At 57.7% G+C, this 20,662-nt stretch carries 19 protein-coding genes; 9 read left to right on the forward strand and 10 right to left on the reverse strand.

The genetic code is table 11. The features are described 5' to 3' along the window. Nucleotides 1–51: 51 nt before the first annotated feature. Genes xdhC through guaD form a run of 4 tightly spaced genes read right to left on the reverse strand, consistent with a single transcriptional unit; the run spans nt 52 to nt 5,938 of the window. A complete protein-coding gene (gene xdhC, locus HFD94_RS07720; RefSeq protein ID WP_122888873.1) occupies nt 52–828 on the reverse strand; it encodes a xanthine dehydrogenase accessory protein XdhC in 777 nt (258 codons plus the stop codon). Continuing rightward, a complete protein-coding gene (xdhB, locus tag HFD94_RS07725; protein ID WP_122888872.1) occupies nt 815–3,181 on the reverse strand; it encodes a xanthine dehydrogenase molybdopterin binding subunit in 2,367 nt (788 codons plus the stop codon). Before xdhB ends, xdhC begins: the two co-directional genes overlap by 14 nt. After that, nucleotides 3,171–4,613, reverse strand: coding sequence for a xanthine dehydrogenase small subunit (gene xdhA / locus HFD94_RS07730; RefSeq protein WP_122888871.1), 1,443 nt, complete (start codon nt 4,611–4,613; stop codon nt 3,171–3,173). The genes xdhB and xdhA overlap by 11 nt, the downstream gene beginning before the upstream one ends. Continuing rightward, nucleotides 4,610–5,938 carry a guanine deaminase gene (gene guaD, locus HFD94_RS07735; protein ID WP_122888870.1) on the reverse strand — a complete coding sequence of 443 codons (1,329 nt, stop codon included), beginning with the start codon at nt 5,936–5,938 and terminating at the stop codon, nt 4,610–4,612. Before guaD ends, xdhA begins: the two co-directional genes overlap by 4 nt. 402 nt (nt 5,939–6,340) lie before the next feature. Here guaD and ydfG point away from each other — a divergent pair, with 402 nt between their 5' ends. Beyond that, nucleotides 6,341–7,087, forward strand: a complete 747-nt coding sequence (gene ydfG, locus HFD94_RS07740; protein ID WP_033757999.1) for a bifunctional NADP-dependent 3-hydroxy acid dehydrogenase/3-hydroxypropionate dehydrogenase YdfG — start codon at nt 6,341–6,343, stop codon at nt 7,085–7,087. A gap of 31 nt (nt 7,088–7,118) precedes the next feature. Here ydfG and HFD94_RS07745 read toward each other — a convergent pair whose 3' ends face one another. Further along, nucleotides 7,119–7,445, reverse strand: coding sequence for a YnfA family protein (locus HFD94_RS07745; protein ID WP_031292947.1), 327 nt, complete (start codon nt 7,443–7,445; stop codon nt 7,119–7,121). A gap of 280 nt (nt 7,446–7,725) precedes the next feature. Here HFD94_RS07745 and HFD94_RS07750 point away from each other — a divergent pair, with 280 nt between their 5' ends. Then, complete coding sequence (locus tag HFD94_RS07750; protein WP_010244816.1) at nt 7,726–8,049, forward strand: DUF1283 family protein; 324 nt, start codon at nt 7,726–7,728, stop codon at nt 8,047–8,049. 44 nt (nt 8,050–8,093) lie between these two features. Then, on the forward strand, nt 8,094–8,390 hold the full coding sequence (locus tag HFD94_RS07755; RefSeq protein WP_033771805.1) for a DUF1161 domain-containing protein: 297 nt from the start codon (nt 8,094–8,096) through the stop codon (nt 8,388–8,390). 39 nt (nt 8,391–8,429) lie between these two features. On the opposite strand, the gene HFD94_RS07760 is transcribed toward HFD94_RS07755, so the two are convergent. Continuing rightward, nucleotides 8,430–9,896, reverse strand: coding sequence for an MDR family MFS transporter (locus HFD94_RS07760; RefSeq protein WP_122888869.1), 1,467 nt, complete (start codon nt 9,894–9,896; stop codon nt 8,430–8,432). 392 nt (nt 9,897–10,288) lie between these two features. On the opposite strand from HFD94_RS07760, the gene HFD94_RS07765 reads away from it, so the two are divergent. Genes HFD94_RS07765 through osmV form a run of 4 tightly spaced genes read left to right on the forward strand, consistent with a single transcriptional unit; the run spans nt 10,289 to nt 13,727 of the window. Continuing rightward, nucleotides 10,289–11,005, forward strand: coding sequence for an ABC transporter permease (locus HFD94_RS07765; protein WP_122888868.1), 717 nt, complete (start codon nt 10,289–10,291; stop codon nt 11,003–11,005). A 17-nt stretch (nt 11,006–11,022) separates the two neighbouring features. After that, nucleotides 11,023–11,934, forward strand: coding sequence for a glycine betaine ABC transporter substrate-binding protein (locus HFD94_RS07770; protein ID WP_122888867.1), 912 nt, complete (start codon nt 11,023–11,025; stop codon nt 11,932–11,934). Nucleotides 11,935–11,943: 9 nt separating this feature from the next. Next, nucleotides 11,944–12,591, forward strand: coding sequence for an osmoprotectant ABC transporter permease OsmW (gene osmW / locus HFD94_RS07775; protein ID WP_010244802.1), 648 nt, complete (start codon nt 11,944–11,946; stop codon nt 12,589–12,591). Then, nucleotides 12,591–13,727, forward strand: coding sequence for an osmoprotectant ABC transporter ATP-binding protein OsmV (osmV, locus tag HFD94_RS07780; protein ID WP_167432972.1), 1,137 nt, complete (start codon nt 12,591–12,593; stop codon nt 13,725–13,727). Before osmW ends, osmV begins: the two co-directional genes overlap by 1 nt. Nucleotides 13,728–14,253: 526 nt before the next feature. Here osmV and HFD94_RS07785 read toward each other — a convergent pair. From HFD94_RS07785 to HFD94_RS07800, 4 genes are all read right to left on the reverse strand, one after another. Then, nucleotides 14,254–15,630 (reverse strand): nucleobase:cation symporter-2 family protein, encoded by a 1,377-nt coding sequence (locus tag HFD94_RS07785; protein ID WP_033787814.1) that lies wholly within the window; start codon nt 15,628–15,630, stop codon nt 14,254–14,256. A 180-nt stretch (nt 15,631–15,810) separates the two neighbouring features. After that, on the reverse strand, nt 15,811–16,509 hold the full coding sequence (gene bioD / locus HFD94_RS07790) for a dethiobiotin synthase (RefSeq protein ID WP_122888865.1): 699 nt from the start codon (nt 16,507–16,509) through the stop codon (nt 15,811–15,813). A 113-nt stretch (nt 16,510–16,622) separates the two neighbouring features. After that, a complete protein-coding gene (locus HFD94_RS07795) occupies nt 16,623–17,840 on the reverse strand; it encodes an ROK family transcriptional regulator (RefSeq protein WP_122888864.1) in 1,218 nt (405 codons plus the stop codon). A gap of 130 nt (nt 17,841–17,970) precedes the next feature. Beyond that, nucleotides 17,971–18,864 carry a LysR family transcriptional regulator gene (locus HFD94_RS07800; RefSeq protein WP_122888863.1) on the reverse strand — a complete coding sequence of 298 codons (894 nt, stop codon included), beginning with the start codon at nt 18,862–18,864 and terminating at the stop codon, nt 17,971–17,973. 95 nt (nt 18,865–18,959) lie between these two features. Here HFD94_RS07800 and HFD94_RS07805 point away from each other — a divergent pair, with 95 nt between their 5' ends. Both HFD94_RS07805 and HFD94_RS07810 read left to right on the forward strand, forming a co-directional pair. Then, nucleotides 18,960–20,213: an MFS transporter gene (locus HFD94_RS07805; protein WP_122888862.1), complete on the forward strand. Its 1,254-nt coding sequence runs from the start codon at nt 18,960–18,962 to the stop codon at nt 20,211–20,213. 167 nt (nt 20,214–20,380) lie between these two features. Next, nucleotides 20,381–20,641: a hypothetical protein gene (locus HFD94_RS07810; protein WP_089414168.1), complete on the forward strand. Its 261-nt coding sequence runs from the start codon at nt 20,381–20,383 to the stop codon at nt 20,639–20,641. Nucleotides 20,642–20,662 lie beyond the last annotated feature (21 nt).

Consider the following 20,662-nt stretch of genomic DNA (forward strand, 5'->3'; position numbering starts at 1 on the left):
TGGTGGGCATCGCAAAGTCTTATCCTGACAGGTTGCCGCGCAGGCGACAACTCAGGCGACGTGCTGCTGATAAACGCTGATGATTTCACCGGCAATCGCCACCGCAATCTCGGCGGGCAGCTTGCCTTTGACGTCCGGCAGGCCAATCGGACAGCGCAGGCGCGCCAGCGGTTCGCTCTCCACCCCCTTGCCCGCCAGCCTGTAGCGGAAACGCTGGTTTTTCGTTTCAGAACCGATCACCCCGGCATAGCGGAAATCGCCGCGCTTCAGCACCGCCTCGCACAGTTCGAAGTCGAGGGGATGATGATGGGTCATGATGATGAAGTAGCTGCCTGCGGGTGCCTGTGCTACGCAGTCGAGCGGATCGTCCGGCTGCAGCGTCACCACGCCAGCGGGAACGTGGCTGAACTGCGCCGGACGGCTATCGATCCAGTTTATGTGACAGGGTAACGTTGACAGCAGATTGACCAGCGCCTGTCCCACATGGCCTGCGCCAAAAAGGTAGATCTCCGGCTGCGCCTGCAGCAGCGGCTCAAACAGCAGCGTGGTTTTGCCGCCACAGCACTGTCCGAGCCGCGCGCCAAGGCTGAAATCCTCGGTGTGTGGCGCAGTCGCCCCACTCTGCAACATCGCCCTGGCCTGGGCGATGCACTCAAACTCCAGATGACCGCCACCGATGGTGAGATAACTCTCCTGCTGCGTCACCACCATTTTGCTGCCGCTGTCGCGCGGCACCGAACCGTGCTCACTGAGCACGGTGATTAATACGCAGCTCTGACGTTTTTCACGCAACTGATGCAGCACGCCAATCCAGTCATGATAAATCATCAACCCCTCCCGTCAGGCGCTGCACGCCCCAGAAGATGCGCTCCGGCGTCGCGGGCGCGTCCAGCAGCGGGTGCTGCCGGTAATCGGAGACGCTGGCGACCGCATCCTGCAGGGCACACCAGGCGGCGATGCCCAGCATAAACGGCGGTTCACCAACGGCCTTGGAGTGGAACACCGTGTCTTTAGGGTTTTTGCGGTTCTCCAGCAGCGTGACCCGCAGGTCCGCCGGAACGTCGCTGATGGCAGGAATTTTGTAGCTCGCCGGGCCATCGGTCAGCAGCTGGCCTTTATCACTCCACACCAGCTCTTCGCAGGTGAGCCAGCCGACGCCCTGTACAAAGCCTCCTTCAACCTGGCCGATGTCGATGGCCGGATTCAGCGACGCCCCGACGTCATGCAGAATGTCGGCGCGCAGCAGGCGGGATTCACCGGTTAAGGTATCAATCACCACTTCACAGCAGGCTGCACCGTAAGCGTAGTAATAGAACGGCGTCCCGCGACCCGCGACCCGGTCGTAATGAATCCCCGGCACGCGGTAGTAGCCGGTGGCGGAGAGCGGCACCTGATTCAGCCACGCTAGCTTCGCCACCTCGGCGAAGGTGTAATGTTTATCTCCGGCGCGCACTACCCCGTTGCGGAAGCTCACCGCCGACGCGTCGCACTGGTGTAGCTCGCAGAGCATGGCGGTCATGCGGTCGCGCAGGATCTCTGCACCATTCTGCGCCGCTTTGCCATTGAGGTCAGCTCCGCTGGAGGCCGCGGTTGGCGAGGTGTTGGGCACTTTGCCGGTGTCGGTGGCGGTGATCTGAATTTTATCGATCTCAATCTGCAGCACTTCGGCGACAATCTGTATCACCTTGGTGTTCAGGCCCTGGCCCATTTCGGTGCCGCCGTGGTTAAGCTGCACCGTGCCGTCGGTGTAGATCAGAATCAGCGCCCCCGCCTGATTGAGAAAGCTGGAGGTAAAGGAGATGCCGAATTTCACCGGCGTCAGCGCCAGACCGCGCTTCAGCAGCGGACTGCGGGCATTAAACGCCTTAATCTCCGCGCGGCGAGCCTGATAGTCGCTGCTCTGCTCCAGCTGTTCGGTAATCTCATCCAGCAGGTTATCCTCTACCTGCTGGTGGTAATGGGTGATGTTGCGATCCTGCTTGCCATAGTAGTTACGCTTGCGCAGCGCCAGCGGATCCAGCCCGCGCTCACGGGCGATGTGATCCATGATCTGTTCAATCGCTACCATGCCCTGTGGCCCGCCAAAACCCCGATAGGCGGTGTTCGAGGCGGTGTTCGTGCGGCAGCGATAGCCGGTTACCCGTGCATCCCCGAGGTAATAGGCGTTATCGGCGTGGAACATGGCACGATCGACAATCGATCCGCTAAGATCCAGCGAATAACCGCAGTTTCCGGCCAGATCGATTTTGATGCCGCACAGACGCCCATCCTCTTCAACGCCCGCTTCGTAGCGCACAAAGAACGGATGGCGTTTGCCGGTGACGCGCATATCGTCGCGGCGTGAAAGCCGCATCTTCGCCGCCCGGCCGGTCAGGCGCGCCACGATGGCGCAGAGACAGGCGACACCGGCCGCCTGCGTCTCTTTACCACCAAAGCCTCCGCCCATCCGGCGCATATCTATCGTTACCTGATTCAGGCTGATGCCCATCACTTCCGCCACCAGTTTCTGCACTTCGGTGGGGTTCTGGGTTGAGGAGAAGACCTGCAACTGCTGATCTTCACCGGGGATGACCATTGCCGTCTGGGTTTCCAGATAGAAATGCTCCTGGCCGCCAATGTGAAACGCCCCGCTGACCCGATGCGGCGCACGCGCCAGGGCCGCTTCCACATCACCGCGCTGGTGAATGTGAGGTTCCTGCACAAAGCTGCCCTGTGCCAGCGCCTGTTCCACATCCAGCAGCGGTTCCAGCACCTCATATTCAATTACCGCAGCGGCCGCGCCAAGACGCGCAGCTTCGGGGGATTCCGCCGCCACCGCGATCACGATCTGTCCCAGATACTCTACTTTGTCATGGGCCAGCAGCGGGTCGCCCGGCTCCAGCGGCCCGACATCATTGATGCCCGGCACATCCTGCCAGGTCAGGACGCTGACGACGCCGGGAACGGCATAACAGGGCTGAACATCAATATGCAGGATGCGCGCATGAGCATACTCACTCAGGCGCGGACAGAGATGCAGCAGACCCGGCAGCTCCGGCTTATCGTCGATAAAACGCGCCTCCCCGGAGACATGTTTTTCCGCGCTTTCATGGCGGTTACTGCGACCAACGCCGCTCTGTAAATCAGCGGCATACTGCGCCTTAATGACCTCTTCGTTGAGTTCAGGACGGTTATGAGACATAGCGGGCCACCTCAATACAGGTTATTTCGCCGTTGTGGCGATGCCAGTAGCGGCGCAGCAGGTTGCGTGCGACCTGCAGACGGTAGTCACTGCTGGCGCGGAAATCGGAGAGCGGCTGGAAATCCTCTGCCAGCGCCGCGGCTGCGCGTGACACCGTCACGGCATTCAGTGGCTGACCGATGAATGCCTGTTCACAGTGACGGGCACGTTGCGGTGTGGCCGCCATGCCGCCAAAGGCGATGCGGGCACTACTGACTACGCCCTGTTCAATCTGCAGATTAAAAGCGGCGAACACGGCGGAGATATCATCGTCCAGCCGTTTGGACACTTTCCAGGCCACAAAATCAGGTGACACCGTCACTTTATCGATGCGAATGGCGCGAATAAACTCCCCTTTTTCGAGCCGGGTCTGGCGATAGCCGGTAAAGAACTGATCCAGCGGCAGACTGCGCTGCTGCTCACCACGCTGTAACAACAGGCTGGCGTTCAGGGCCAGCAGCGCCGGCGAGGCGTCGCCAATGGGGGAAGCGTTACCGATGTTGCCGCCTAATGTGCCCTGCAGACGGATTTGCAGCGAGGCAAAGCGTTGCAGCATCTCGCTGACGCCGGGAATGCGGCTGGCAAGAAATTCGCTGACCTGCTGCAGCGAAGCCCCTGCGCCCAGCAGGTAGTGATCATCAAATTCGCTGCAGACTTTGAGCGCGGCAACCTGCTCCAGCGCAATCAGCAACGGTATTCTTTTATGCTGCTGGGTAATCTGCAGGCTGAGATCGGTGCCACCGGCAATCAGCCTCGCCTCGGGATGTGCCAGATAGATCGCCGCCAGCTGAGCCGGGGTTTTGGGCAGGAAGCAACGGCGGCCCTCACCCCCTAATTCCTGCATCTCCGGGGTTGCCAGCGCCTCAAGCCGCTGCACGGTTGCGGCGGCACCTTGATCGAACTGGTCTGTCACCGGCTGCGAGCAGAGCTGTTCGGCGGCGGCCATAATCGGCCGGTAACCGGTACAGCGGCAGAGGTTGCCCGCCAGCGCAGTTTCCGCCTGATGGCGATCCCAGCCCGAAGCGGTCTTTTGCAGGCTGAACAGCGACATCACAAAGCCTGGCGTGCAGAATCCGCATTGCGAACCGTGGCAGTCGACCATCGCCTGCTGCGCCGGATGCAGTGCGCGGCCGTGACGCAGATCCTCAACCGTAATCAGCTGCTTGCCCTGTAACGCGGAGACCAGCGTCAGGCAGCTGTTAACCGTTTCATACTGCATCGTTCCCCCGACGGCTTTGCCCAGGGTCACGCTGCAGGCGCCACAGTCGCCAGATGCACAGCCCTCTTTGGTGCCAGGGCGTTGCTGACGGGTGCGCAGGTAGTTGAGCACCGTGAGGTTGGGGTCGAGCGTGTCCTCGCTGACCAGCTGGTTGTTTAACAGAAACTGGATCATGCGGCTTGCTCCTGTGCGTCGCGCTGCCAGACCGGACGACCGGCAACCCAGGTCTGGGCAATATTACGGTCGTCGCCAAGCGTCATTAATACAAACAGTTTTTCCCAGATATCTTTGCTGTTGCCGATGCGCAGTTGCTGCAGAGCAGAAACCGCCGGATCCAGCACCACAAAGTCCGCTTCTTTACCGACGTTGAAATTTCCGATCACGTGGTCGAGATCCAGCGCACGCGCCCCGCCCAGCGTGGCGTGATAGAAGGCTTCGGCCGCGCTGAGCCGGTAGTGCTGCAGCTGGCCCACCTTGTAGGCTTCGCCCAGGGTCTGCAGCATATTAAAGGTAGTGCCCGCCCCGACATCGGTGCCGATCCCCACTTTCACCCCCTGCTGCCAGCTGCGTTTCAGGTTAAACAGGCCACTGCCGAGAAACAGGTTTGAGGTGGGACAGAAAGCAATGGATGAATCGGTATCGTGCAGACACTGCCATTCGTTCTCTTCCAGATGCAGACAGTGAGCAAAGACGCTGCGGCGGCCGGTCAGCTGGTGATGATGATAAACATCCAGATAGCCTTCACGCTCCGGGAACAGTTCTTTGACCCAGGCGACCTCCTGCGGGTTTTCGCTGAGATGGGTATGCAGCCAGGTATCCGGGAACTCCTGACGCAGCTGCTGCACTTTTTCCAGCAGCTGTGGGGATGAGGTCGGCGCAAAGCGCGGCGTCAGGGCGTAGCTCAGGCGTCCGCGCTGGTGCCAGCGCTCAATCAGCGCCCGGGTCTGCTGGTAGCTCTGTTCAGGGGTTTCGATCAGGTTGTCGGGCGCATTGCGATCCATCATCACTTTCCCGGCAATCAGCCGCATGTTCAGCGCTTCGGCGGCGCTGAACAGCGCCTCCACCGATTGCGGATGGACGGTACCAAACACCAGCGCGCTGGTGGTGCCGTTGGAAAGCAGCTGATGCAGGAAGAAGGCGGACATCCGCGCAGCATGATCGGGACAGTGATACTGCGCTTCAACCGGGAAGGTGTAGTGATTCAGCCACTCCAGCAGCTGCTCGCCAAATGCGCCAATCATCTCTGTCTGCGGATAGTGAATGTGGGTATCGACAAAGCCCGGCACGATCAGTCTGCCGCGCAGGTCGATGACCGGATGCCCCGCCAGCATCGCCTCGCTATTCTCCCAGCTATCCAGCCCCACTACGCATCCATCACGCAGCAGCAGCACCGCATCCTCAAGATAGCGGGCCTGGCCGGCCAGGTCGTCGGGACGATCCACCACGCCGGTAAAGTCAAAGAAGCTGGCGCGTATCGCCGTGTCGGTTGCTGAAAGCATGGGTAGTCCTTTCTGAAAGCGCGATGTTATATCTGCAGATGATTATCTGAATAATCCTTTGCAACCTGCGTGCCAGAATTGAAATAGAATAAATTCTTTAAATATCAGTTAAATAAGCTAAACAGAGGGAAGTTGCGCAACAGATAAGGACTGAGATGGCATGGCAACCGTTTACGGAACGGATGCAAACGGTTGCTACGCAATATTGCGCGCCCTGGTCATTTTGAGTATGGCCGGTTACCCGCAAACCTGCCCTTTAACGGTGCAATCTGCCCTGAAAAGGCGCAGCTGGCTACCCGTTAAAATCCGTTTACAGGTCAGGCCGTTTTTCCACGCGCAGAAGCGGAAATGAAATGCTATGGTGAAGCCATCGACTCTGAAAATGGCATAAGGAACAGTGAGATGATTATTTTTGTCACCGGTGCGACCGCCGGTTTTGGTCAAAGCATCACCCGCCGCTTTATTGAGAATGGTCATAAAGTGATTGCCACTGGACGACGGGCTGAACGTTTAAAAGCGCTGAAGGAAGAACTGGGCGAGAATATTTATACGGTACAGCTCGATGTGCGTAACCGTGCCGCCATTGAAGAGGCGGTGGCGCAGTTACCGGCGGAATGGCGCAATATCGACGTGCTGGTCAATAACGCCGGTCTGGCGCTGGGCGTCGAACCGGCGCACAAAGCCAACGTCGAAGACTGGGAAAACATGATCGACACCAACACCAAAGGCCTGGTCTATATGACCCGCGCCCTGCTGCCACAGATGGTGGAGCGTGATGTCGGTCATATCATCAATATCGGTTCGATTGCCGGTAGCTGGCCCTATGCTGGCGGCAACGTCTACGGCGCCACCAAAGCCTTTGTGCGCCAGTTCAGCCTGAATCTGCGAACCGATTTACACGGCACCGCGCTACGCGTGACCGACATTGAACCGGGTCTGGTCGGCGGCACAGAGTTTTCCAACGTGCGCTTTAAGGGCGATGATGACAAAGCGGGTCAGGTCTACGAAGGGGCTACCGCCTTAACGCCGGAAGATGTGACAGAAGCCGTATACTGGGTGGCCACACTGCCTAAACATGTCAACATCAATAGCCTTGAGATGATGCCGGTCAGCCAGACGCTGGCGGGGCTGAAAGTGCATAAACCTTAACTCCCTGCAGCGCCAGCCCTCACGGCTGGCGTTACCCGCGTCCCCAGCCCATCACGATAATCAGCATGCCGCTGAATGCGATCAGTGCCCCGCTCCAGTCCCACACACTTAACTTCACGCCATCCACCACCCGCAACCAGAGCAGCGCGGTAAGCACATAGACGCCACCGTAGGCGGCATAAACCCGTCCGCTGGCAGCGGGATGCAGCGTCAGCAGCCAGACAAACAGCGCCAGACTTGCTGCCGCAGGGAGTAGCAACCAGGCTGAGCCGCCTTTTTTCAGCCATAACCACGGCAGAAAGCAGCCGGTGATCTCCGCCAGCGCGGTAATAAAAAACAGCAAGGCGGTTTTAATCAGCATCCTTACCTCTCCTTAACGTAAACAAACGACTCACTGCTGGTGAGCAAAGAAACGGCGATGATATACTAAGAGCCAGGCCCATCAGGCTGTTTTATTTGTCCGTCTGAACCTGGGCAGTGCTCACCCTCCTCACGTACACCCTGTACGCGCCGGTTGTAATGCGCTGTCTGTGTCCAGACTGTCTGCCTCAATGCCCCCTGATGAGCCAGGCTCTAAGCATGCCCGCTGCAACCGCTGTCGTGGATGGCGATGTTTGCGTTAACTAAAGGATAGTGTGATGAAAAAAATGATCCCTGCCGTGCTGATGGTTCTCCTCTCCACTGCGGCATTCACTGCCACTGCGAATACTAATCGTCTGATTATCGAAGATGGCAGTTCCGCGCTGAGCAATGAAGCGGCGCGCCAGGATAAAGAGCAATGGAATGACACGCGCATGCTGCGTAACAAAGTGAACACCCGCGTCGAAAAAGAGTTTGATAAAACCGATCGTGCGTTTGATACCCGCGACAAGTGCGAGCAGAGCCTCAATCTCAACGCCTACTGGGAGCCCAACACCCTGCGTTGTCTGGATCGTCGTTCCGGTCGCCCGGTAGCGCCGTAAATTTGAGCTATAGTAATGACGACGACTAACATAAGGAAGACGTGATGAAGCTACAGAGGGTTTTGTTAAGCGCGGCGTTATTTGCTCTGCCGCTGATGGCGCAGGCATCCTGTGAATCGGTAAAAACCGAAATCAGCCAGAAAATTATTCAGAACGGTGTGCCTGAGTCGGGTTTTAGTCTCGACATCGTCGCCAACGATCAGGTTGATCAGGCGGGTGGCCAGGTCGTCGGACATTGTGAGAACGACACACAAAAAATTGTTTATAAGCGCTCAGGCAGTGACAACGAAGCCAGCGTACCTGCCAGTGCCGGCAGTTCGCAGGACTCATCTGCCCAGTAGCTCTGTTCAAATCAGGGCGACATCCTGTCGCCCTGCCTGTTAGTCCGCCTGTTCCGGCCGCTGACGCGGCATCATCCATGCCACACCCACCGCAAACAGCGCAATCACCAGTGCCACCACGAACACCCAGTGCAGTGAGGCGGCAATGGCTGCTGTCATCTGCTGCAGGGTTTCCGGCTGTAACTGCTGACGGCTGGGTTCGGACATAATCTTCTGCACCGGATCCTCGACCTGCGGCAAACGCCACTGCAGATTGAGATTCAGCACCGCGCCCATGATCGCCGTCCCTACCGCCGACCCGATCATCCGGCTGAACATAATTGAAGCGGTACAGATGCCGCGAATCTGGTAATCCGCCTGGTTTTGTACTGAAACCAGGAACGTGGTGCTGGTCATCCCCATGCCGGTACCGATCAGAAACGCCGTAACGCCCGCCTGATAGAGTGAGCTTGCGGGCTGTAAAAACAGCAGCAAGGCACTGCCGGTCACCAGCAACAGCGCTCCAAGCTGGGCAGTGAAGCGGTAGGAGGTGCGCAGCATCAGTCTGCCGCTGAGGGTGCTGGCCAGCGGCCAGCCAATCGACATCATCGCCAGCACACTGCCCGCCTGTAACGGTGAACCGCCGCTGATCCCCTGAATCCAGGTGGGCAGAAAGGCGCTGATGCCCATCATGGCCGCCCCGATGATGAGGTTGCCCGCATTACCCGCCACGATAAGCCGGCTGCGCCAGATTATCAGCGGAAACAGCGGTGCCGCTGAATGCAGCTCGTGGCGTCTGAGCTGCCAGCCAGCGAACAGTGAGAAGAGCAGAAACGGCACCAGCCAGACGCCCAGCTGTTCCGCCTGCAACAGCGCAATCAGCAAGGCCGTCACGCAGAGCATCAGCCAGCCGCTGCCCGCCAGGTTCAGCGGCTGCGATTTCTCCTCCTTCTGGTGCGACGGTAGCCAGCGCCACAGCATCAGCATGCTGATCAGGCCGATGGGCAGATTGACCCAGAAAATCACCGACCAGCTAAAGTGCTGTACCAGCCACGCGCCGGTCAGCGGCCCCACTATCGCCGCTACACCCCAGACGCTGGAGAGCCAGCCCTGCACGCTGGCGCGTTCGCGCGGCGAATAGATATCCGCCACGATGGTGGAGCTGAGCGGCATGATCGCCCCCGCTCCCAGGCCCTGAAACGCCCGGAACAGGATCAGCCAGGTCATGGTATGGGCAAAGCCACACAGCACCGACCCCACCAGGAAAATCGACGTGCCGACAAAAAACATCGTTTTGCGACCCACCATATCCGCCAGCCGCCCATAGAGCGGCACGCTGACCGCCTGGGTCAGCAGATAGATCGAGAAGACCCAGCCAAACTGCGAAAAACCGCCGAGGTCAGCAATGATGGTGGGCATCGCGGTGGCCACAATAGTGACTTCAATGGCCGCCATAAACATCGCCAGCATGCAGGCGATTAAGATCCAGTGGCGATGTCCGGTCCGGAGTTGTGCGCTTTCAGTCATAGGGTTCCTTTTTTAATCTGCAAGGCTAGCTGAAAAACAGACAATGCAGTTTCCCGCGCGTGCGCATTTTCTGCGCCCTCTGTGACAGTGTCACCAGAAGTCGATGAAAATTTTTTATTGTCGCATTAGCCCAGCGGCTACGCGGCTTTAACACCATTTTAACCTGTTTCTATCTCTCTGATTTGTGGCTTAAAAGCTGGCTTGTGCAATAAAGGGCTGCTATAGCATTACACCATCTTATTCAGTATTCACTGAAAAAGAGTGGGTAAACAGTCATTTTATCTACATTTTATCGCAGTTTCGGTATTGGGCGCGGCGGCATTTTTTGCCGTACCTGTCGGGCTGTTTATGGTTGTTATAACAATTGAGATCGTAATCAGGGAGATTCTCCTATGCAAAATGCTTCACTGGCCCGACGCGCCGGTCTGGCACTGCTTGCAGTGGTCGCGGTGATCACGGTGCTGATCTGGGGCCTTGGCTGGGATCAGCTGGTCGCACGTAAAGTCGATCTGCTTTATCTCGGGCAACAACACCTCTTCTTAGTCTTCTGGTCAATGCTGTTCGCTTTGCTGGTCGGTATCCCCAGCGGCATCCTGCTAAGTCGCCCGTTTGCACGTCGCTGGGCAGAGTACGTGATGCAGATTTTCAATGTCGGTAACACCCTGCCACCGCTGGCGGTACTGGCTCTGGCGATGGTTATTATCGGGATTGGCGACCGTCCGGCGCTGATTGCGCTGTTTCTGGCTTCGCTGCTGCCTATCGTCCGCAACACCTTCTCTGGTCTGAGCGCAGTTCCCCCGTCGCTGATTGAGGCGGCCAACGGCATCGGCATGACCAAATGGCAGCGTCTGCGTCAGGTAGAGCTGCCGAATGCCTTGCCGGTCATCCTCTCTGGCGTGCGCATCGCCACCGCCATCAATGTCGGCACCGCCCCACTGGCGTTCCTGATTGGCGCCAGCAGCTTTGGCGAGCTGATCTTCCCGGGCATCTATCTGAATGACTTTCCGACGCTGATACTCGGCGCCGTCGCCACTGCACTGGTGGCACTGGTACTGGATATGATGCTGGCCGCGCTGGGCCGCTTTCTGAGTCCGCACGCTGCGGCCTGACCACAAGGAGCTTTGCAATGCTAACGCGTTGGATTAAGAAAAGCGTTGTCGCGCTGACCGCGACACTGCTGTTAAGCCAGACGGCACAGGCTGCTGCACCGCTGGTGATGGCGACCAAAAGTTTCACAGAGCAGCATATCCTGTCAGCAATGACGGTGCTCTGGCTGCAGAAGAAAGGCTTCGAGGTGGTGCCTAAACGCAATATCGCCACCACCATTGGCCGTAATGCGCTGCTGAATAAGCAGATTGATATGGTCTGGGAATATACCGGCACCTCGCTGATCATCTTTAACCATATCAACCAGCCGATGTCTTCACAGCAGGCGTATGAGACGGTGAAAAAACTGGATGCGAGACTGGGGCTGGTCTGGCTTAACCCGGCACCAATGAACAACACCTATGCCTTTGCCATGACCCGTGAACGGGCCGAAAAAGAGGGCATCAGCACCATGTCGCAGCTGGTTGCGAAGATTGAACAGGTGCGTAAAACCGACCAGGAGCATAACTGGCGACTGGGTCTGGACCTGGAGTTCTCGGGTCGTTCAGACGGCATGAAGCCGCTGCAGAAAACCTACAACCTGACGCTGGATCGCCCGCAGATCCGCCAGATGGACCCGGGTCTGGTCTATAACGCGATACGCGACGGATTCGTGGATGCCGGTCTGATCTACACCACCGATGGCCGGGTTAAGGGCTTCGACATGAAAGTACTGGAGGATGATAAGCACTTCTTCCCAAGCTACAACGTGACGCCGGTTGTGCGTCAGGATGTGCTGGCGAGTCATCCGGGCCTGGATACCGCGCTTAATCAGCTTTCTGCGCAGATCACCGATGAGGCGATAACGGAGCTGAACAAGCGGGTCGATATCGATCATCAGTCACCGGAAACCGTGGCGCGTGATTTCCTTAAATCCAAAAACATGCTGTAAGGAGGCACTGTGGATACCCTTCACTACATCATGGATAACTGGAGCACCCTGCTCACCCTGAGCTGGCAGCACAGCTGGCTGGTGCTGGTCGCGGTCGGACTGGCAATTGTGATTGGCGTGCCGCTTGGCATTCTGATCGTGCGTGTAAGATGGCTGGCAACGCCGATTCTCGGTATCGCCACCGTGGTGCTGACTATTCCCACCATTGCGCTGTTTGGTCTGATGATCCCGCTGTTTTCACTCATCGGTCAGGGCATTGGCGCGCTGCCGGCGATTACCGCCGTGTTCCTCTACTCGCTGCTGCCGATTGTGCGCAACACCCACACCGCGCTGGAGAATCTGCCGGACGGCCTGCGTGAGGCGGGTCGTGGTATCGGCATGACGTTCTGGCAGCGCCTGCGCTGGGTTGAAATCCCGATGGCGCTGCCGGTGATCTTCGGTGGCATCCGTACCGCCGTGGTAATGAACGTTGGCGTCATGGCGATTGCCGCCGTGATTGGCGCGGGCGGTCTGGGCCAGCTGCTGCTGGATGGTATCAGCGGCAGTGATATTCGTATGTTAATTGCCGGGGCATTGATGATCTGTCTGCTGGCTATTTTTCTTGACTGGCTGCTGCACCGTTTGCAGCAGGCGCTGACTCCAAAGGGGATTCGATAATGATTACGCTGGAAAACCTGACGAAAACCTTTACCCAGAAAAACGGCACGACAAATAAAGCCGTTGATAACGTCAGCCTGCACGTGCCAGCCGGTGAGATGTGCGTGCTGCTGGGACCCTCGGGTTGCGGGAAAACCACCACGCTGAAGATGATTAACCGCCTGATTCCCGCCACCAGTGGCCGGATCCTGATTAATGGTGAAAATACCAGTACACAGGACACCACCACCCTGCGCCGCAACATTGGCTATGTTATCCAGCAGATTGGTCTGTTTCCCAACATGACCATCGAGGACAACATTACCGTGGTGCCACGCATGCTGGGCTGGAACAAAAAGCAGTGCCACGAGCGGGCTACCGAGCTGATGAGCATGGTAGCGCTGGATCCCACCAAATTCCTGCATCGCTATCCGCGTGAGATGTCCGGCGGTCAGCAGCAGCGTATCGGGGTGATTCGTGCCCTGGCGGCGGATCCACCGGTGCTGCTGATGGATGAGCCGTTTGGCGCCGTTGACCCGATTAACCGCGAAGTGATCCAGAACGAGTTTCTCGACATGCAGCGTCAGCTGAAAAAAACCGTGATGCTGGTGAGCCACGATATTGACGAGGCGCTGAAGCTCGGCGATCGCATAGCGGTATTTGGTCAGGGTAAAATCGTGCAGTGCGCCAGCCCGGATGAACTGCTGGCGACCCCTGCCAATGAGTTCGTCGGCTCGTTTGTGGGTCAGGACCGTACGCTTAAGCGCCTGTTACTGGTGCAGGCGGGCGACGTGACCGACCAGCAGCCGACCATCACCGTCCGCCGCTCTACACCGCTGGAAGAAGCCTTTGGCACCATGGATGAGAACGATATGCGGTCGATTACCGTGGTCGATGAGGATGGCAAACCGCTGGGCTTCGTGAAGCGTCGCGAGGCGCGTAACGTCAGTGGCCGCTGTGAAGAGCGACTGCACACCTTTAAGGTCACCGGTAAAGCGGAAGAGAACCTGCGCGTGGTGCTATCAAAACTCTATGAGCACAACACGGTCTGGATGCCGATTGTCGATGAAGAGGGTCGCTACAGCGGTGAGATTTCGCAGGATTATATTGCGGATTACCTCAGTTCCGGTCGTACCCGCCGTCGTCTGAATCCATAATTTCGTCACCTAAATGGGTCTTACCGGCCCATTAAAACAGCTCTGATACCCAGTTCCGAGTGAATCATGCCGCAACTCATTAGCTTAACGCGCAGGGAACCGGGTCAGAGGAGGAAAGCGTCCCGCGCCAGGACGGCGCGGGCCGAGCAGTCAGGGACGACGGCTTTTGCGTCTTTACGATCTGACCCGGTTCCCTGAGCAGGCTCGATCTTAAAGCCATTCTGGCCAAAGTTGGTCCACATTCTCAAACAATCGCATCGGACCTGTACTCTGTCAGTAAAGCAGTCGCTCAGGGAACACCCGCCCTCCGCAAAGACGCAAAAGCAGCCAATCGCCGCTGGCTCAGCGCGTGCTATTACGCGCCTCATCCCAGTGGTGCGTCCGTAGCCGGGCCTACGCTTTGCGTTGTTCAATACAGCCCAGCCGCTTTTGTCCCTGGCACGCGATGCTTTGCTACAGGCGTATGCTCCCATCGCTTTAAATTTCTGAGCCATCTGTCAGAACAACTTCAGCCCTTATGCGTTATTCAGCTTTCAGTCAGCGTTTCCGCCTCCACCTCTTCCACCACAGACACCTCGTCTGGCAACACCATGTTCAGAACAATCGCCAGAATACCGCCGGTCGTCACCGCATGACCAAACAGACTGTTAATCAGCGGCGGGAACTGCTTCAGCACATCCGGCACCGCCTCCACGCCCAGACCAATACCAAAAGCGATCGCCACAATCAGCATCTCGCGGCGACCCAGCGGCGTCTGGGTCATCACACGGATGCCCGCAGCAACCACGCTGCCAAACATCACGATTGTCGCCCCGCCCAGCACCGGCGGCGGGATCTGCTGCAACAGGGAGCCAATAAAGGGAAACAGCCCCAGCAGCGCCAGCATGATTCCCAGCAGCATACCGACGTAACGGCTGGCGACGCCGGTCATCTGGATAACGCCATTGTTCTGCGCAAACGTGGTGTTGGGAAAGGCGGAGAAGACCGCTGCCAGCACACAGCTCAGGCCGTCGGCGACAATGCCACCCTGCAACCGCTGCTGAAAAGGTTTGCCGGTGATCGGCTGCTGTGAAATCAGGCAGTTAGCGGTAAGGTCACCGACGGCTTCAATTACCGCGATCACTGACACCAGCGCGATCGGCAGGAAAATGGTCCAGTCAAAGGCAAAACCAAACCGGAAGAACGCGGGCAGCACCAGCCAGTTGCTCTCCGGCGCGACATTAAGTTGCAGATGACCGGTCAAGGCCGCGGCAACGCATCCCACCGCGATTCCGGCCACCACCGCCACCAGCCGCGCCCAGCGATTTCGCGAGCGGTTCAGCGCCACGATCACCAGCAACGTCAGCGCCCCCAGCGCCAGATTTCCCGGCGATCCAAAATCTGTGGCGTTGTGCCCGCCCGCCCAGTCGGTAATGCTGACTTTTATCAGGCTGATGCCAATCAGGGTGATCACCGTGCCGGTCACCACCGGCGTCAGAACTTTGCGCAGCGAGCCAACGCAGCGGCTGATCAGAATCGGAATCAACGCCGCCACCAGGTTACAGCCAAACAGCATCGCCATAATCTCTTCCGGCGAACCACCGCGCCCTTTCACCATCAGACCACCCGAGAGGATCACCCCCAGAAACGCGAAGCTGGTGCCCTGCAGACAGATCATGCCCGCCCCGATGCCATAAAAGCGTCTGGCCTGCATAAACGTGCCTAAGCCGGAAACGAACAATGACATGCTGATCAGATAAGGAATATAGGCCTGCAACCCCAGAACGGAGCCAATAATCAGCGGCGGCGTGATGATTCCCACCACGCTGGCCAGCAGATGTTGCAGTGCGGCGAAAAACGCCGGGGCGGGGCCGATGCGGGCTTCAAGCCCATATAACAAACCTTTCTCGTGCGAGTGCGACATGATGGGGCTCCAGCTCAGTGTGATAAGCGGAGTTAATGCATTTTCTGCGCCATGACGCCACGATTTCGCAATATCCGAGCCAGGTCTTTCAATTCTAAATGGAAATAGTTAAAGACAGCCGACAACAAGCCTGAAACTTTAGGCTCATTGCCGACTCAGATGACTTATTTTGTTTCATAATCAGGCGATCTTTGCACTCACAGCGTGCAGATTGTTCTGCTCCAGCAGAGAAATATCGATGTAAGGCGTCAAATCGCGCTGTTCTGCACGCGGCAGATAAGGCAGCTCGCCCAGCAGCGGCGCACTAATTTTTTCACGCAGAATCTCAATAATATCGCTGTACTGCGCCAGTCCCGGATTGATGCGATTGGCCACCCAGCCCACCAGTGGCAGTCCATCCTGCGCTATCGCTTCTGCTGTTAACAGGGCGTGACTGATACAGCCCGACTGGATGCCGACCACCAGCACCACCGGCAGCTGCTGCTCAACGACCCAGCAGGAGAGCGGACGTCCGTCGTTCATCAGGCTGCGCCAGCCGCCAGTGCCCTCCACGACCACGCGATCGGCCTGCTGCGTCAGGCTGCTTAAGCCCTGTGTCAGCAATGCGTAATCAATGATCTGGCTCGGATGGGTGCAGATCTCCTCTTCCTGAAAGGCCAGCGGATTGATCGCCGGATAGGGTAAATCGATGGATGAAGCGCTTTGCAGAACCTGTGCATCTTTGTTACGCAGGCCGTCAGCGGTTTTGACCGCGCAGCGCGCGACGGGCTTGTACCCGACGGCACTGAGCCTGGCCTGGATAAAACTTTGTAACAGGGCGCGTGACACCACCGTTTTGCCCACTGCGGTGTCAGTGCCGGTAACAAATAGTCTGTTCACTCAACTTCTCCTCTCGAACCTTTGTGGTTAATCGGTGATTAACCTTGCTGCGAACCGGCATTTTAAGGAATGGAGGATGAGAACAGATTGCGTTAGCGCAAGATTAGGCCCGCTTAACCTTGCAACAGTTTCACTAACAGGTGTCCGTTATAGAGCGCGTCTTTGATCAGGGCTGCGCCGCCTAACGTTCCCGGCTCGCTAAATTCGGTAGGTGCCAGCTGGATACTCGCGCTGTAGGCCGGGAGTGATTGCTGCAGAATGGTGTTGCTCACGGCCGGAAACAGCACATCCGCGGCGGCATTCAGGGGGGAACCGATAAGAATATGTTGAGGATTGAAGATGTTGACCATCATCGCCAGAATCCGGCCAACATGGTGACCCACGCTGGCGATGGTGTCGCGCGCCAGACGGTCGCCAGACTGCGCCGCTGCGCACAGTGACTCCAGTGTCAGCGGCTGGTTATTGAGCAGGCTGTCGGGCTGGGCAGGCAGACGCTGCGCCGCCAGCGCCAGCAGACTGCCGGTGCTGGCCACGGTCTCCAGACAGCCATGATTACCGCAGTAGCACTGCTGACCATACGGGTCGATCTGAGTATGCCCGATCTCGACCAGCGCCCTGCCACTTTTATGCAACAGCTGACCGCCACTGATCACCCCGGCTCCCACGGTTTCATCAATCACAATCTGAATCACATCCTGCGCCCCACGTGAGGCACCAAACAGCGACTCCGCCAGCGTCCAGGCTGAAATATCGTGCTGCACAAACACCGGTAAGCCGGTTCGTGCCGCCAGCGCATCGCCCAGCGGCATATCGCGCACCTTATAACCCGGTAGCCGATGCACCACACCTGACGCGGCGTTGATCAGCCCTGGCAATGTAATGGCAATGGCCGTCAGGCGTTCCAGCTTCTTCTGATGACGAATAAAGAAGGCATCAACCTGTTCAATCAGCGCGGTAAGTAACGGCTGTGCAGACTCATCAGGCAGCGGCAGGCTCTCTTCCACCAGTTCCTTGCTGCTGAGATCGCGCAGCGTAAACGTCATGGCGCCGCGATGCAGGCGAATAGCCAGATAGTGCCAGGCGTCGGTATCCAGTATCAGGCCTATCGCCGGACGACCACGACTGCCGGGATCCTGAAACTCGGTCTCCTGCACTAAATGTGCGTCCAGCATTTCACGCACAATTTTGGTAATGCTGGCCGGAGCAAGCTGAGCACGGCGGGAAAGTTCGATACGCGAAATGGGACCATAACGGTCAATTAATCGATATACGACACCTGCATTAGTCTGCTTGATCTGGTCAATGTGGCCAGGTTGACTGTCCGGATTCACAACCCTGCTCCCGGTTATTTTCGCGCTTCTAAATAAACATGCGCCATGGTGAGCCAGATCCGGCGACAGCGTCAAATATTTGATTAGAAATGTGATTTATCGCACAGATTGATGCGGTGTTGCCCGCGCATCAGGGCCGGTTTCGCCGCAGCAACGCCATCATGTTTTCCATCTGCGCATTTATTTCGCGTCCGGCTGACCAGACCAGCCACAGCTCTGAAATGGCATCCTCTTCCGTTAATGGCAACCAGACCAGATCGGCCAGCCGCGCCCGACGAAATGAGGCAGGCAGAATGGAGACGCCTAACCCGGTTGCCACCAGCCCAAGGATGGTCATCGCCTCACCCACTTCCTGGGTAATAAAGGGCTTGATATGGTAGCGGTGCAGCAGCGCCAGAATATCGCTGTAGAGCGCGGTTCCGCCCTGAGGATCAAAGAAGACAAAGGGTTCCGCCGCCAGGGCAGTGACAGAGATTTTATCGGCGTCAGCCAGCGGATGCGCCTTATGCACCACCGCATAAAGCGGCTCACTCAACAGAAGTTGATGACGCAGATCGGCAGGCAGCGGCGTGTTGCGCATCACGCCAAGATCGAGCCGTCCATCATGAAGCGGTGCCAGCTGCTGGCGGGTATTAATCTCCTGCATCTGAATATGTACCTGCGGCCAGCGCTGACGAAACCGAAATAGCGCGTCAGAGACCACGGCGGTAAACGGGGCCGAGGAGGTAAAGCCAATCCGCAGCTCCCCCTCTTCACCACGATGCAGCCGGGCGGCGCGATCGGCCGCCTGCTCGACCTGCAACAGAATCGCGCGGGCGTCACTCAGCAGTTGCTGTCCGGCAGCGGTAAGCTGCACGCTGCGGTTAGTGCGATTGAACAGCCTTGCGCCCGTTTCTGTTTCCAGCTGAATAATCTGCTGGCTGAGCGGCGGCTGAGAAATGTTCAGACGCTGGGCCGCCCGCCCGAAATGTAACTCTTCCGCCACCGCAACAAAGTAGCGCAGATGACGCAGTTCGACATTCATATCTTAAACGTCTCATTTGAGATTATTAATATATTAGACATCATAATGCCGCTTTCTTAAGCTGACGACAGGTTTTCTAAATTTGAGGATGATGTGTGAGTCGCTCAACACAGGCTGTCACAGTGGATGAGAATGCGGTCTCTGCGCCGCCAGAGTCAGTTGCCGCTTCAGGTCATATCCGCCGGGATTCGCCACAGTTTATGCGCGTGACGCTGGCGCTTTTCTCCGCCGGGCTGGCGACCTTTGCCCTGCTCTACTGTGTGCAGCCGATTTTGCCGGTGCTGTCACAGCAGTTTGGTATCTCTCCGGCAACCAGCAGCCTGTCGCTCTCCATCTCTACCGGCCTGATGGCGCTGGGCCTGCTGGTCACCGGGCCGCTCTCTGATGCTATCGGTCGTAAATCGGTGATGGTCACAGCCCTGATGCTGGCCGCCATCTGCACGCTGGTCTCGGCCACCATGACCAGCTGGCACGGCATTCTGATCATGCGGGCGCTGATGGGATTGTCACTGAGTGGCGTGGCGGCGGTCGGCATGACCTACCTCAGCGAGGAGATGGATGCACGGGTCGTCGCCTTTTCCATGGGGTTATATATCAGCGGTAACTCGATAGGCGGAATGAGCGGTCGACTGCTGAGCGGTGTAGTGACCGACCTCTTCTCATGGCGACTCGCCGTGGCGGTAATCGGCTGTTTTTCGCTGGCCTCGGCGCTGATGTTCTGGAAAATCCTGCCTGCGTCGCGCCATTTCCGGCCCATTACGCTGCGTCCGCGTAATCTGCTGATTAACTTCCGGCTGCACTGGCGCGATCCGGGCCTTCCCTGGCTGTTTGCCGAAGGGTTCCTGCTGATGGGAGCCTTTGTCACCCTGTTTAACTATATTGGCTACCGTTTACTGGATGCGCCCTGGCATCTCAGCCAGGCTGTGGTCGGGCTGTTATCAGTGGTCTACCTCACCGGCTCCTGGAGTTCGCCTAAGGCGGGCGCGCTGACCAACCGGTTGGGTCGGGGACCGGTGATGCTGGGTGCTACAGCCATCATGTTGCTGGGTTTGCTGATTACCGCCTTCAACTCCCTCTGGCTGATCCTGCCAGGGATGATGCTGTTCACCGCCGGTTTTTTTGCCGCCCATGCGGTTGCCAGCGGCTGGATTGGCCCCCGGGCCCGCCGGGCAAGAGGCCAGGCCTCTTCGCTCTATCTGTTCAGCTACTACGTGGGTTCCAGCGTCGCGGGTACACTGGGTGGCGTGTTCTGGCATAACTTTGGCTGGAGCGGGATTACGCTGTTTATCAGCGTCCTGCTGATCCTGGCGTTACTGGTTGCCTGGCGTCTGCACAGTAAAAAACTCTGAGAATGTCTTCTCATGCCAGGCCTGGCTTCTCCTGCGGGCCTGGCGGTTTATCACAATAAACGCGCTATTCAGAGCCACAGCAAACAAAATGCAGGTTTCCCGCTATAATCGTTTTTATTGTAATAATTCATCTGCTTTGCCTTTTAACACGGCAACAAGGAACGCCTGTGGCTCTCTACTACTACGTCAATAAACAATCAGGATATAACAATAATCATGTGGTTCATGCCGCAGGCTGCACCCATCTTCCCGACATCGATAACCGTATGTTTCTGGGCAGTTTTTACCATGTGAATGCCGCCATCCTGCAGGCTAAAAAATATTATGCTGGCGCAATCGGCTGTGAAAACTGTTGTCCACTCAAAAATGTTGACCAGCAGGCCACCCAGCTCAGCGTGGCCCTGAAGCACACCCCGTCTTCGCGTTAATCTGATCCACCTGGTAAGGTG

It is taken from the genome of Pantoea sp. EKM20T, from assembly GCF_011800485.1.
Taxonomy (GTDB): Bacteria; Pseudomonadota; Gammaproteobacteria; order Enterobacterales; family Enterobacteriaceae; genus Pantoea; species Pantoea agglomerans.